The 13,039-nt window shown below is 67.7% G+C and carries 9 protein-coding genes; 6 read left to right on the forward strand and 3 right to left on the reverse strand.

Annotated features, from left to right (window positions below; all coding sequences use genetic code 11):
* Window positions 1-286: 286 nt before the first annotated feature.
* The 3 genes from C1930_RS09370 to C1930_RS09380 form a co-directional block, all read right to left on the reverse strand.
* The gene (locus C1930_RS09370) at window positions 287-2,851 is read right to left on the reverse strand and encodes an EAL domain-containing protein (RefSeq protein WP_108771570.1); all 2,565 of its coding nucleotides are present in this window, start codon (window positions 2,849-2,851) and stop codon (window positions 287-289) included.
* On the reverse strand, window positions 2,848-3,741 hold the full coding sequence (locus tag C1930_RS09375) for a hydroxymethylglutaryl-CoA lyase (protein ID WP_108752973.1): 894 nt from the start codon (window positions 3,739-3,741) through the stop codon (window positions 2,848-2,850). Before C1930_RS09375 ends, C1930_RS09370 begins: the two co-directional genes overlap by 4 nt.
* A gap of 184 nt (window positions 3,742-3,925) precedes the next feature.
* Complete coding sequence (locus C1930_RS09380; protein WP_108756077.1) at window positions 3,926-4,714, reverse strand: enoyl-CoA hydratase/isomerase family protein; 789 nt, start codon at window positions 4,712-4,714, stop codon at window positions 3,926-3,928.
* Between the two features lie 119 nt (window positions 4,715-4,833).
* Between C1930_RS09380 and C1930_RS09385 the strand changes: the two genes are divergently transcribed.
* The 6 genes from C1930_RS09385 to carB all read left to right on the forward strand — a co-directional run bounded on the left by C1930_RS09385 (window position 4,834) and on the right by carB (window position 13,034).
* Entirely contained in the window at window positions 4,834-5,088 is a 255-nt protein-coding gene (locus C1930_RS09385) for a FeoA family protein (protein WP_108749493.1), read from the forward strand.
* Complete coding sequence (gene feoB / locus C1930_RS09390; protein ID WP_108771571.1) at window positions 5,085-6,947, forward strand: ferrous iron transport protein B; 1,863 nt, start codon at window positions 5,085-5,087, stop codon at window positions 6,945-6,947. Before C1930_RS09385 ends, feoB begins: the two co-directional genes overlap by 4 nt.
* On the forward strand, window positions 6,947-7,192 hold the full coding sequence (locus C1930_RS09395; protein ID WP_108756080.1) for a DUF6587 family protein: 246 nt from the start codon (window positions 6,947-6,949) through the stop codon (window positions 7,190-7,192). Before feoB ends, C1930_RS09395 begins: the two co-directional genes overlap by 1 nt.
* Window positions 7,193-7,340: 148 nt before the next feature.
* Window positions 7,341-8,072, forward strand: a complete 732-nt coding sequence (gene dapB, locus C1930_RS09400; protein ID WP_108771572.1) for a 4-hydroxy-tetrahydrodipicolinate reductase — start codon at window positions 7,341-7,343, stop codon at window positions 8,070-8,072.
* A gap of 441 nt (window positions 8,073-8,513) precedes the next feature.
* Window positions 8,514-9,641: a glutamine-hydrolyzing carbamoyl-phosphate synthase small subunit gene (gene carA / locus C1930_RS09405; protein WP_108749497.1), complete on the forward strand. Its 1,128-nt coding sequence runs from the start codon at window positions 8,514-8,516 to the stop codon at window positions 9,639-9,641.
* Window positions 9,642-9,791: 150 nt separating this feature from the next.
* Window positions 9,792-13,034, forward strand: coding sequence for a carbamoyl-phosphate synthase large subunit (carB, locus tag C1930_RS09410; protein ID WP_108771573.1), 3,243 nt, complete (start codon window positions 9,792-9,794; stop codon window positions 13,032-13,034).
* The last annotated feature ends 5 nt before the right edge of the window (window positions 13,035-13,039 follow it).

Genomic DNA, 13,039 nt, shown 5'->3' on the forward strand with positions numbered 1-13,039 from the left:
TGCAGGTTCAAGAACCGCCGATTCTAACGGAAGGTGCGGCGTGCGCTGTTGTGCGGTGCTGCAAAGGCGGGTGGGATAGGTGGTTTACGTAGCGTCGAGCTTGCTCGACTGTTCCAGCAGTGCCAACCAAGGTTGGCACCTACCGGGCGGGGAATCGTGCCGACCAAGGTTGGCACCTACCGGGCGGGAAATCGTGCCAACCAAGGTTGGCACCTACCGGGTGGGGGAATGGTGCCAACCAAGGTTGGCACCCACCGGGGTGGTATTGGCGCCGAGAGGGGCGGGGTCAGCGGCTGCGGGCCAAGTGGCGCTCGAACTCGGTCGGCTCCAGCCCGTGGGCGAACAGGAAGCCCTGGCCGACGGTCACGCCCAGGTCGAGCAGGCACTGCCGCTGGGCCTCGTTTTCCACGCCTTCGGCCACCACGCCCAGGCCCAGGCTGCGGGCGATCGCGCAGACCGCCTCGCACACCGCCACGTCCGAGCGGTTGCGTGGAATGCCTTCCACGAACAGCTGGCTGAGCTTGAGCCCGTGGATCGGCAGCCGACGCAGGTAGTTCAGTGCGCTGTAGCCTTCGCCGAAATCGTCGATGGTCAGCATCACCCCCATCTCGCGCAGGCGGGCGAAGGTGCGCAGGGTATCGGGTGCGTCCTCGATCAGCACCCGCTCGGTGAATTCCAGCTCCAGCGCGGTACCGGGCAGTTCGAACTCGTCCAGCAGGCTGCGCACGTTGCGCGCCAGGTCGTCGCCGGTGAACTGGCGGTAGGACACGTTCACCGCCACCCGCAACACGCCCAGGCCGTCGTCGCGCCACTGCCGCACCTGGCGGCAGGCTTCGCGCAGCGCCCAGTGGCCGATACGCACGATATCGCCGGTATGTTCGGCATGGCGGATGAACAGGTCCGGGCGCATTTCCCCCAGTTGGCTGTTCTGCCAGCGCATCAGTGCCTCGCAGCCGATGGTGGCGCCGGTGCGCAGGTTCACCTGGGGCTGGTAGACCAGGCGGAACTCATCGCCGTCCAGCGCCTTGTGCAGGCGGCTTTCGATCTGCAGACGGTCATTCTGGCGCTCGGCCAGTTCCTGCGAAAACACCTGCCAGCCGTTGCGGGTGCGGCGCTTGCACTCGTACATGGCGGTGTCGGCATTCTGGATGAGCTGCTGCGGCCGGTCGCCATCCTGCGGGGCGCAGGCAATGCCGATGCTGGCCGTCACCGGGAACTCGTCGCTGCCCAGCTGGAAGGGCGGCACGAAGGCGGTGATGATGCGCTCGGCCAGTTGTTCGGCCTGGTCGGGCTGGTCGCGCAGATCGCAGATGACCAGGAATTCGTCGCCACCAAACCGGGCCAGCAGGCCCTCGGTGCCGATCGCGCGGGCGATGCGTTGGGTGGCTTCGATCAGCAGCTCGTCGCCGGCGTTGTGGCCCAGCAGGTCGTTGACCACCTTGAAGCGGTCCAGGTCGATGTACAGCACCGCCACCCGGTCGTGGCCGGGGCTGGCCATGCGCACCTCCAGGTCGCTCAGTACCGCATCGCGGTTCATGATGCCGGTCAGCGGATCGGTGCGTGCCTGCACGCGCAGGGTTTCCTCGGCCTGCTTGCGCTCGGTGATGTCCTGCAGGGTGCCGGCGATGCGCGCGGCATCCACATCGCCGGTAGAGACTTCGCCGATCATGCGGATCCAGAACGAATGGCCGTCGCGGCGCTGCCCCTGCAGCTCCAGCCCGAAGCTGCTGCGGTGCTCGATGGTGTCGGCCAGCGCCTGCTGCAGGGCCGCACGGTCATCGCTGCGCAGGCAGTCCAGCAGGTCGGGCATGTCCTGCACGTCGTTGGGCTGGCCGACGATGTGGCGGGCCTCGTCGGTCAAGTACAGGCGCTGCAGGCCGCGGTCCCATTCCCAGCCGCCGATATGGGCCAGCGACTGCGCGCGCGAGAACAGCAGGCTGTTGCGCTTCAGTTCGGTAATGTCGCTGAACATCGCATACACATGCCCGGCCTCGTCGCAGCCACTGCTGAACACCGGCACGTTGGTGCACGACAGCCACAGCATGCGCCCGCGCGGGCGGTGGTACAGGCCGATCACGGTGCTGCGGATCACCCGCCCGGCCTGGAAACAGCGGTTGGTCGGCCACATGGCGGTCGGCAGCGGCTGGCCGTGTTCGTCCACCACGATCCAGGCCTCGGGGTCCAGCAGCGAGTGCAGGCCGGTGCCATCGCCGGCCAGGCCCAGGATGCGGTGCGCGGCCGGGTTGGCCGACAGGGCGTTGAGGTTGCGATCAAACAGGATCACGCCCTTGTCGATCGATTCCATCAGCAGCCGGTAGCGCGATTCGGCGCGCCAGCGACCACTGAGGTCGCGCGCCACCGCCACGATGCAGCGCTCGCCCCGGTCGCTGAAGCCGGCCGAGTGCACTTCCACCGGGAAGCGGCTGCCGTCGCCGCGCATGTTGGTCACTTCGATGACGTAGGTGTCGCCGCGGTTCAATGCCTCCCAGACCGGTTCCAGATGGTCGCTGGGCAGGTCGGGGTTCAGCAGTTCGATGGGCTGGCCGACGATGGCGTCGCGCGGGCGGTCATAGGCCTGGATGCCGGCACGGTTCACATCCAGCACCACGCCTTCGGCACTGAGGATGCTGACCGGGTCGGGCACCGCGTCGAACAAGGCGGTGTAGCGCGATTGATGGTCCTGGGCGCGCTGGCGCTCGTCCAGCAGGGCCTGGCGGGCCTGTTTCAGCAGTGCGGCCAGCGCGGGCGGCGGGGTGGCGGCCAGCGCGCTGTCCAGTGCGGCCAGGGCGACGTCGGTTGCGGCGGAAGGTTCGCCGAGGGCCGGACGGTCGCGCGGGCCGCGGGCGGTCATGTGGCCGCCAATGCCTGGCCGGTGCGGCTGGCGGTGGTGCGGCCCAACAGCCCGGCCAGCCAGCGGCCGGTGGCGGCCAGGGCATCCAGATCCACCCCGCTTTCCAGGCCCAGACCGCGCAGCAGGTAGACCACGTCTTCGCTGGCCACGTTGCCGCTGGCACCCTTGGCATAGGGGCAGCCGCCGGCGCCGGACACCGCGCTGTCGACCACGCGCACGCCTTCTTCCAGGCAGGTGGCGATGTTGGCGATGGCCTGGCCATAGGTGTCGTGGAAGTGCACGGCCAGCGCGGACATGGGAATTTCGGCGGCTACCGCCTGCAGCATGGCGCGGGCCTTGTGCGGGGTGCCGACGCCGATGGTGTCGCCCAGCGAGATTTCGTAACAGCCCATGCGATGCAGTGCGCGGGCCACCCACACCACGTCGGCCAGCGGCACCTCGCCCTGGTAGGGGCAGCCGAGCACGGTGGACACGTAGCCGCGCACGCGCACGCCGTCGACCAGGGCGCGGCGCAGGATCGGCTGGAAGCGGGCCAGCGATTCGTCGATGCCGGCATTGGTGTTCTTGCGGTTGAAGGTTTCCGATGCGGCGGTGAACACCGCCACTTCCTGTGCGCCCGCCGCCACGGCGCGGTCATAGCCCTGCTCGTTGGGCACCAGTACCGGGTAGGCCACGCCGGGGCGGCGGCTGATGCCGGTGAAGACCTCGGTCGCATCGGCCAGCTGTGGTACCCAGCGCGGGCTGACGAAGCTGGTGGCCTCGATGCTGCGCAGGCCGGTGGCCGACAGGCGATCGATCAGGGCGATCTTGTCGGCGGTGGACACGGTCTGCTGTTCGTTCTGCAGCCCGTCGCGCGGGCCGACTTCGACGATGCGTACGAAATCGTTCATGCGCGTGCCCCGGCAGTGCCCAGCGCAGGGCGGGTGTCATCGGCAGCAGCGGGGCAGGGCAGCGGGAATCGGATCACGTCGGGTCCTGGGGAAACGGGGCGGCCGGTTGTTCCGGATGCCAGAGGGGATACGCAGGCCGCCCATATGACCGGCCACGCGGTGTGGGTAGCGTGCAGGAAACAGCTCAGGCTTCGGTGACCCAGTGTGGCGCACGTTTGTCCAGGAAGGCGCCCAAGCCCTCCTGGCCTTCGGCCGACACCCGCAGGCGGGCGATCAGGCTGGCATTGTCATGGTCCAGGCGGTCGCGGTCGCGGCTCTCGCAGACCTGGCGGACCAGCTGCTTGGCCGACGCGGCGGCAATCGGGCCGGCCTTGTCCAGCAGGGCCAACTGGCGCTGCAGGGCGTCGTCCAGGCGGTCCGGCTCCACCAGCTGGTGGACCAGGCCGATGCGCAGGGCGGTGTCGGCGTCGAAGTGCTCGCCGGTGGCGAACCAGCGCCGGGCCTGGCGGGCGCCGATGGCCTGGATCACGTAGGGCGAAATGACCGCCGGAAGGAGCCCCAGCCGGCTTTCGGTCAGGCCGAAGCGGGCGCTGGTGCTGGCCAGGGCGATATCGCAGCAGGCCACCAGGCCCACCCCGCCACCGAAGGCGGCGCCATGCACCCGCGCCAGGGTCGGCTTGGGCAGCTCGTCCAGGGTGCGCATCAGCCGTGCCAGGGCCAGCGCATCGTCGCGGTTTTCCGCTTCGCTGGCCGCGGCCATGCCGCGCATCCACTGCAGGTCGGCGCCGGCCGAGAACGAGGCGCCATGGCCGGCCAGCACCACCACCCGTACCCCGTCATCGCGCCCCGCTTCCTCCAGTGCCGTGGTCAGCTGGGCGATCAGCCCGGCGTCGAAGGCATTGTGCAGGGTCGGCCGGTTCAGCCAGAGGGTCAGGGTGGCGCCAGTGCGCTCGATCTGCAAAGCATCGTTCATGGGAATCCAGGGTCACTTCATACCTGTATGGATCATAGCGGGCCATTGGTCATGGGCCATGACGCGACGCGGGAATGTTAGAATCGAGAACCATTTACATCCAGCAGAGAACGCGCTAGATGACGCTGTCCGAACTGCCCCTGCACACCCCGGCCGTGGTCGATTCCGTGCAGGACCTGCACGCCAACGATGCCATTGCCCGCCGCCTGCGCGAGCTGGGCTTCGTCAAGGGCGAGGAGGTGCGTCTGGTGGCCAAGGGCCCGGTGGGGGGCGAGCCGCTGCTGGTGCAGGTCGGCTTCACCCGTTTCGCCCTGCGTATCTCTGAAGCCAAGCGCGTCGTGATCGATGCCGCCCGCCAGGAAAGCCGCGCATGACCAGCAACGCCTCCGCCACGCCGTTGCGCATTGCGCTGGTCGGTAATCCCAACAGCGGCAAGACCGCGCTGTTCAACCAGCTGACCGGCAGCCGGCAGAAGGTGGCCAACTACACCGGCGTCACCGTCGAGAGGAAGGAAGGCCGCCTGCGCGCGCCGTCCGGCCGCGAGTTCGCCGTGCTCGACCTGCCCGGCGCCTACAGCCTGCAGCCGGCCAGCCTGGACGAGGCGATCACCCGCGATCTGTGCCGGGGTTTCTACCCGGGCGAGGCCGCGCCGGACGTACTGCTGTGCGTGATCGACGCCACCAACCTGCGCCTGCACCTGCGCTTCGCGCTGGAACTGCGCGAGCTGGGCAAGCCGATGGTGATCGCGCTGAACATGGTCGATGCCGCGCAGCGCCGTGGCATCCAGATCGATGTGGCCGCGCTGGAGCGCGAGATCGGCGTGCCGGTGGTGGAAACCGTAGCGGTGCGCAAGCAGGGCGCGCGTGCGCTGGTCGAGCGGCTGGATGCCATGGTGCCGCACCTGGATGCGCCGCTGGTTGGCGTAGAGGGCGGCATCGATTACCACGGCAAGGTGCGCGACATCCTGTCGGCGGCCGTGCGCATGCCCGCACGCACCGCGAAGATCGATGACACCCTGGACCGCTGGCTGCTGCACCCGGTGTTCGGCCTGGCCACCCTGGTGGTGGTGATGTTCCTGATCTTCCAGGCGGTGTTTGCGTGGGCGACCCCGCTGATGGACGGCATCGAAGCCGGGTTCGCCTGGCTGGGCGAACTGGCCGCCGACGCGCTGCCGGCCGGGCCGCTGACCAGCCTGCTGACCGACGGCATCATTGCCGGCGTGGGCGGGGTGGTGGTGTTTTTGCCGCAGATCCTGATCCTGTTCGCCTTCATCCTGGCCCTGGAAGAGTCGGGCTACCTGCCGCGCGCAGCGTTCCTGCTGGACCGCATGATGGCCGCCGCCGGCCTGTCGGGGCGCTCGTTCATCCCGCTGCTGTCCAGCTTCGCCTGCGCCGTGCCCGGCATCATGGCCACCCGCAGCATCCAGGATCCGCGTGACCGCCTGGCCACCATCCTGGTGGCGCCGCTGATGACCTGCTCGGCGCGTCTGCCGGTGTACGCGCTGCTGATCGGCGCCTTCATCCCCGAGGGCAAGGTCGGCATCTTCAACCAGCAGGGCCTGGTGCTGTTCGGCCTGTACGTGGCCGGCATCCTCAGCGCGCTGGTGATGTCGTGGGTGATGAAGAAGTGGCGCCGCGACAAGAGCGAGCACCCGCTGCTGCTGGAACTGCCGTCCTACCGCATTCCGCACCCGCGCGACCTGGCCGTGGGCCTGTACGAGCGCGGCATGATCTTCCTCAAGCGCGTGGGCGGCATCATCCTGGCGCTGACCGTGCTGCTGTGGTTCCTGCTGTCCTTCCCCGGCGCGCCGGAAGGGGCGACCATGCCGGCCATCGACTACAGCTTCGCCGGGCAGATCGGCCATGCGATGACGGCGATCTTCTCGCCGCTGGGCTTCAACTGGCAGATCTGCATCGCGCTGATCCCGGGCATGGCCGCGCGCGAAGTGGCGGTGTCTTCGCTGGCCACCGTGTATGCGCTGTCGGCCGCCGATGACGATGCCGCAGCGCAGGCGCTGACCCCGCTGCTGAGCGATGGCTGGTCGCTGGCCACCGGTCTGTCGCTGCTGGTGTGGTTCATCTATGCGCCCATGTGCATTTCCACCCTGGCCACCATCAAGCGCGAAACCAATTCGTGGAAGCAGATGGGCTTTGCCACCGTGTACCTGTTCGCTGCGGCCTACGTGGCGGCGCTGATCACCTACCAGGTGACCGTGGCGCTGGGGGGCGGCTGATGACCGCCGGGCTGCTGATCCAGTACCTCATCATCGCGCTGGCCGTGCTGGTCAGTGCGTGGGTGGTGCTGAAGAAGCAGTTCCCGGGTGCGGCGCGCAGGCTGCGCGGCAGTGTGGCGCTGGCGCTGCTGAAGCCGGGCCGCCCGGGGTGGATGCAGGTGCTGGGGCGGAAGATCGCGCCGCCGGCCAGCGGTGGCGGTGGCGCTTGCGGCGGCTGCGACAGCTGCGGACCGACCAAGCGGTAGAGTCGAGCTTGCTCGACTGCTGTAGACCGGCGGGTGCGAACCGCCCGGCCTGGTGGGTGCGAACCTTGGTTCGCACGCATTTCGGAATGCATCCACGCATGGCGTGGATCTACTGGACGGGTCGGGGCGCTGCCGCTAGCCTTCCTGCATGAACCAGACCCCCCTGCGATTGCTCATCCATGGCGCTTCCGGGCGCATGGGCCAGGCCTTGTTGCGCCTGGCTGCCGAACACCCCGACACCCTGCAGATCGTTGCCGCCGTGACCGGCCGGGCGCCGGCCCAGCGGGTGGTGGACGGCGTGCCGTTCTTCGCCGCCAGTGAGCTGGCAGGCGCGCCAGCCTTCGATGTGGCCATCGATTTCAGCCTGCCGGAGGGCTTCGACCCGATGCTGGCGCTGTGTGTGCAGCGCGGCGCTGGGCTGGTGTCGGGCACCACCGGCATTTCCAGCGCGCAGCGGCAGGCGCTTGACGCTGCGGCCACGCAGATTCCGCTGGTCTGGGCCTCCAACTTCAGCCTGGGCGTAGCGGTGCTGGACGAGCTGGTGGAGCGGGCAGGGCAGGCGCTGGCCGGCTGGGACTGCGACATCGTCGAATCCCACCACACGCAGAAGAAGGACGCGCCCTCGGGCACGGCGCTGACCCTGGGCGCGGCCGCGCAGCGGGGCGGGGCGCAGCCGCATTACGCCAGCCTGCGTGCCGGTGACATCGTCGGCGAGCATCTGGTGCAGTTCACCGGCCTGGGTGAGCGCATCGAACTGGTGCACCGGGCCACCAACCGCGACATCTTCGCCCGTGGCGCGCTGTTTGCCGCCCGCCAGCTGCAGGGCCGCGCGCCGGGCAGCTACCGCGTGCGCGACCTGCTGGACGCCCCGCGGGCCTGAACCGCGCGGGGTCGGATCCCTTTCCAGCGGAAAGGGCTCTGACCCCCTCATCTGCGGGCACCCGGGGTCAGAGCCTTTCCCGTTCGGGAAAGGATCCGACCCCATATCCGGCTGAACCGCGCGGGGTCGGATCCCTTTCCAGCGGAAAGGGCTCTGACCCCCTCTGGACGCGTCCGGGGTCAGAGCCCTTCCCGTTCGGGAAAGGATCCGACCCCGTCTCCGGCCCACATACGGCGCCGGATTGAAATGAATACGCAATCGCCTGTTCATAAAGCGATATAAGCGCTGGCGCCAGCGCCCCGGCGGCGCTACAATTCGCACTCGCCGAATCACGAAAGCCGGACCGGTCCCAGACCGTACGTCCGCGCTTTTTTGCAACCGGATTTCCGTGAAGCGCAGGCGTGACTTCGGCCCCCCTTCGGTAGCCAAAGTGAGAATTCCGTGACCCAAGCCGCAATCCTCGTCCTCGAAGACGGCACCGTATTCGAGGGCGAATCCGTAGGCGCGCCCGGCCTGTCCGTCGGTGAGGTGGTGTTCAACACCGCCATGACCGGCTACCAGGAAGTGCTGACCGATCCGTCCTACGCCCGGCAGATGGTCACGTTGACCTATCCGCATATCGGTAACACCGGCATGACCGACCAGGACAATGAAGCGTCCAAGGTGTGGTCGGCCGGCCTGATCGTGCGCGACGTGCCGCGCCGTCCCAGCAACTGGCGCAGCCAGGTGTCGCTGCAGGACTGGCTGATCCAGCGCGGCGTGGTCGCCATCGCCGGCATCGACACCCGCAAGCTGACCCGCATCCTGCGCGAGAAGGGCGCACAGAACGGTGCGCTGATGGCCGGTGACATCGACGTGGAAAAGGCACTGGAAGCCGCCCGCAAGTTCCCGGGCCTGAAGGGCATGGACCTGGCCAAGGTGGTCACCACCGAAAAGACCTACACCTGGACCGAAGGCCAGCTGGACCTGGACGCCAACGCGTTCGTCAGCGTGCCGGCCCGGTTCAAGGTCGTGGCCTACGACTTCGGCGTGAAGACCAACATCCTGCGCATGCTGGCCGAGCGCGGCTGCGAAGTGACCGTGGTGCCGGCGCAGACCCCGGCGGCCGAAGTGCTGGCGCTGAAGCCGGACGGCGTGTTCCTGTCCAACGGCCCGGGTGACCCGGAACCGTGCGACTACGCCATCGAAGCGATCAAGACCTTCATCGACGTGAAGATCCCGACCTTCGGCATCTGCCTGGGCCACCAGCTGCTGGGCCTGGCATCGGGCGCCAAGACCATGAAGATGGGCCACGGCCACCACGGCGCCAACCACCCGGTGCAGGACCTGGACAACGGCCGGGTGATGATCACCTCGCAGAACCACGGTTTCGCCATCGATGAAGCGACCCTGCCGGCCACCCTGCGGGTGACCCACCGTTCGCTGTTCGACGGCACCAACCAGGGCGTGGCCCGCACCGACGTGCCGGCGTTCTCGTTCCAGGGCCATCCGGAAGCCTCGCCGGGCCCGACCGACGTGGGCCCGCTGTTTGACCGTTTCGTGGCCCTGATGGAACAGAGCAAGGCGTGATCAGTACGCCGCCGGCCCGCCGGTGGCGTCGCGATGGACCGTAAGCCCCCGCATCGCTGCTGCCCCTGGCGCGGCGCTGCGGATCAAGATTCCTGATCGACAGCGTGCGATCACTCCCCCTTGTCACGCTGTACTGACTTAGAGAAGAAAATGCCCAAGCGCACTGACCTCAAGACCATTCTCATCATCGGTGCTGGCCCGATCGTCATCGGCCAGGCCTGTGAGTTCGACTATTCCGGCGCCCAGGCCTGCAAGGCCCTGCGTGACGAGGGTTACCGCGTGGTGCTGGTCAACAGCAACCCGGCCACCATCATGACCGACCCGGAGATGGCCGACGCCGTCTACATCGAGCCGATCAACTGGCAGACGGTCGAGAAGATCATCGCCAAGGAAAGGCCCGATGCGCTGCTGCCGACCATGGGTGGCCAGACCGCGCTGAACTGCGCGCTGGACCTGGCCGACAACGGCGTGCTGGAGAAGTACAACGTCGAACTGATCGGTGCCAAGCGCGAAGCGATCCGCATGGCCGAAGACCGCGAGCTGTTCCGCGTGGCCATGGGTGAGATCGGCCTGGAGTGCCCGACCGCCGCCGTCGCCCATACCCTGGACGAAGCGCTGGAGATCCAGACCCGCGTCGGCTACCCGACCATCATCCGCCCCAGCTTCACCCTGGGCGGCAGCGGTGGCGGCATCGCCTACAACCGCGAAGAGCTGGTCGAGATTGTCAGCCGCGGCCTGGAACTGTCGCCGACCACCGAAGTGCTGGTGGAAGAATCGGTGCTGGGCTGGAAGGAATTCGAAATGGAAGTGGTCCGCGATACCGCGGACAACTGCATCATCGTCTGCTCGATCGAAAACCTGGACCCGATGGGCGTGCACACCGGTGACTCGATCACCGTGGCCCCGGCACAGACCCTGACCGACAAGGAATACCAGCGCCTGCGCGATGCCTCCATCGCCGTGCTGCGCAAGATCGGCGTGGACACCGGTGGCTCGAACGTGCAGTTCGGCATCAACCCGAAGACCGGCCGCGTGGTCGTGATCGAGATGAACCCGCGCGTGTCGCGTTCCTCGGCGCTGGCCTCCAAGGCCACCGGCTTCCCGATCGCCAAGGTCGCCGCCAAGCTGGCCGTGGGTTACACCCTGGACGAACTGAAGAACGAAATCACCGGCGGCCTGACCCCGGCCTCGTTCGAGCCGTCCATCGACTACGTCGTCACCAAGATTCCGCGCTTCGCCTTCGAGAAGTTCCCGGCGGCCGATGCGCGCCTGACCACCCAGATGAAGTCGGTCGGTGAAGTGATGGCCATGGGCCGCACCTTCCAGGAATCGGTGCAGAAGGCCCTGCGTGGCCTGGAAACCGGCAAGGTCGGCTTCGACCCGACCGGCCTGGACCTGACCAGCGAAGACGACCTGCAGACCCTGCGCCGCGAGCTGAAGGCGCCGGGCCCGGAGCGTCTGTTCTACGTGGCCGATGCGTTCCGCGCCGGCATGAGCGTGGAAGACATCTACGCCCTGTCCTTCATCGACCATTGGTTCCTGGACCAGATCGAAGAGATCATCGCCGCCGAAGGCGAAGTGGCTGCCGGTGGCATCGACGCGCTGGACGCTGCGCGCCTGCGCAAGCTCAAGCGTGCCGGTTTCTCCGATGCGCGCCTGGCCCAGCTGACCGGCACCAACGAAGCGGCCATCCGCGCGCTGCGTCGCGCGCACAAGGTGCGCCCGGTCTACAAGCGCGTGGACTCCTGTGCCGGTGAATTCTCCACCGGCACCGCCTACCTGTACTCGACCTACGAGGACGAGTGCGAGGCCGCGCCGACCAACCGCGACAAGATCATGATCCTGGGCGGTGGCCCGAACCGCATCGGCCAGGGCATCGAGTTCGACTACTGCTGCGTGCACGCGGCACTGGCGCTGCGCGAGGATGGTTATGAAACCATCATGGTCAACTGCAACCCGGAAACCGTGTCGACCGACTACGACACCTCCGACCGCCTGTACTTCGAACCGCTGACCCTGGAAGACGTGCTGGAAATCGTCGAACTGGAACAGCCCAAGGGCGTGATCGTGCAGTACGGCGGCCAGACCCCGCTGAAGCTGGCGCGCGCGCTGGAAGCCAACGGCGTGCCGGTGATCGGCACCAGCCCGGACTCGATCGACCTGGCCGAAGACCGCGAGCGCTTCCAGCAGCTGGTGGACAAGCTGGGCCTGAAGCAGCCGCCGAACCGCATCGCCCGCAACGACCAGGAAGCCCTGCTGCTGGCCCGCGAGATCGGCTACCCGCTGGTGGTGCGCCCGAGCTACGTGCTGGGCGGCCGCGCGATGGAAATCGTCTACGGCGAATCCGACCTGGCCCGCTACGTGCGCGACGCGGTGAAGGTGTCCAACGATTCGCCGGTGCTGCTGGACCGCTTCCTGGACAACGCCGTGGAATGCGACGTGGACATCATTGCCGACAAGGATGGCAACGTCCTGATCGGCGGCGTGATGGAGCACATCGAAGAAGCCGGCGTGCACTCGGGTGACTCGTCCTGCTCGCTGCCGCCGTACTCGCTGTCGGCCAAGACCCAGGCCGAACTGCGCCGCCAGGTGGTGGAGCTGGCCAAGGCCCTGAACGTGGTCGGCCTGATGAACACCCAGTTCGCCATCCAGACCAGCGAAGACGGTGATGACACCATCTACCTGCTGGAAGTGAACCCGCGCGCTTCGCGTACCGTGCCGTTCGTGTCCAAGGCCACCGGCATGGCGCTGGCCAAGATCGCCGCGCGCTGCATGGCCGGCAAGACCCTGGAAGAGCAGGGCGCCACCAAGGAAATCGTGCCGGACTACTACTCGGTGAAGGAAGCGATCTTCCCGTTCGCCAAGTTCCAGGGCGTCGATCCGATCCTGGGGCCGGAAATGCGCTCCACCGGTGAAGTGATGGGCGTGGGCCGCACCTTCAACGCCGCCTTCGCGCGTGCGCAGGAAGCGGGCAGCATCAAGGCCCCGCCGATCGGCAAGGCCTTCGTTTCGGTGCGTGACCCGGACAAGAAGCGCGTGCTGCCGGTGGCCAAGGCGCTGCTGGCGCGTGGCTACAGCCTGGTGGCCACCCGTGGCACCGCCGCGTGGCTGCAGCAGCACGGCATGGACTGCGAAATCATCAACAAGGTGGTGGAAGGCCGTCCGCACATCGTCGATTCGATCAAGAACGGCGAGATCGTCTACATCGTCAACACGACCGAAGGCCGTGCGGCGATCAACGACTCGTTCTCGATCCGTCGCGAGGCGCTGCAGCACCGCGTCACCTACTCGACCACCATTGCCGGCGCCAAGGCGCTGGTGGATTCACTGGAATTCCGTGGCACCGGCCCCGTCTGGTCGCTGCAGGAACTGCACAAGGAGTTGAATGCATGAGAGCC

Source organism: Stenotrophomonas sp. SAU14A_NAIMI4_8, from assembly GCF_003086695.1.
Taxonomy (GTDB): Bacteria; Pseudomonadota; Gammaproteobacteria; order Xanthomonadales; family Xanthomonadaceae; genus Stenotrophomonas.

Coding starts and splice junctions, on each gene's coding strand:
- C1930_RS09370 (WP_108771570.1), bottom strand. CDS start 2,851: ATGACCGCCCGCGGCCCGCGCGACCGTCCGGCCCTCGGCGAACCTTCC.
- C1930_RS09375 (WP_108752973.1), bottom strand. CDS start 3,741: ATGAACGATTTCGTACGCATCGTCGAAGTCGGCCCGCGCGACGGGCTG.
- C1930_RS09380 (WP_108756077.1), bottom strand. CDS start 4,714: ATGAACGATGCTTTGCAGATCGAGCGCACTGGCGCCACCCTGACCCTC.
- C1930_RS09385 (WP_108749493.1), top strand. CDS start 4,834: ATGACGCTGTCCGAACTGCCCCTGCACACCCCGGCCGTGGTCGATTCC.
- feoB (WP_108771571.1), top strand. CDS start 5,085: ATGACCAGCAACGCCTCCGCCACGCCGTTGCGCATTGCGCTGGTCGGT.
- C1930_RS09395 (WP_108756080.1), top strand. CDS start 6,947: ATGACCGCCGGGCTGCTGATCCAGTACCTCATCATCGCGCTGGCCGTG.
- dapB (WP_108771572.1), top strand. CDS start 7,341: ATGAACCAGACCCCCCTGCGATTGCTCATCCATGGCGCTTCCGGGCGC.
- carB (WP_108771573.1), top strand. CDS start 9,792: ATGCCCAAGCGCACTGACCTCAAGACCATTCTCATCATCGGTGCTGGC.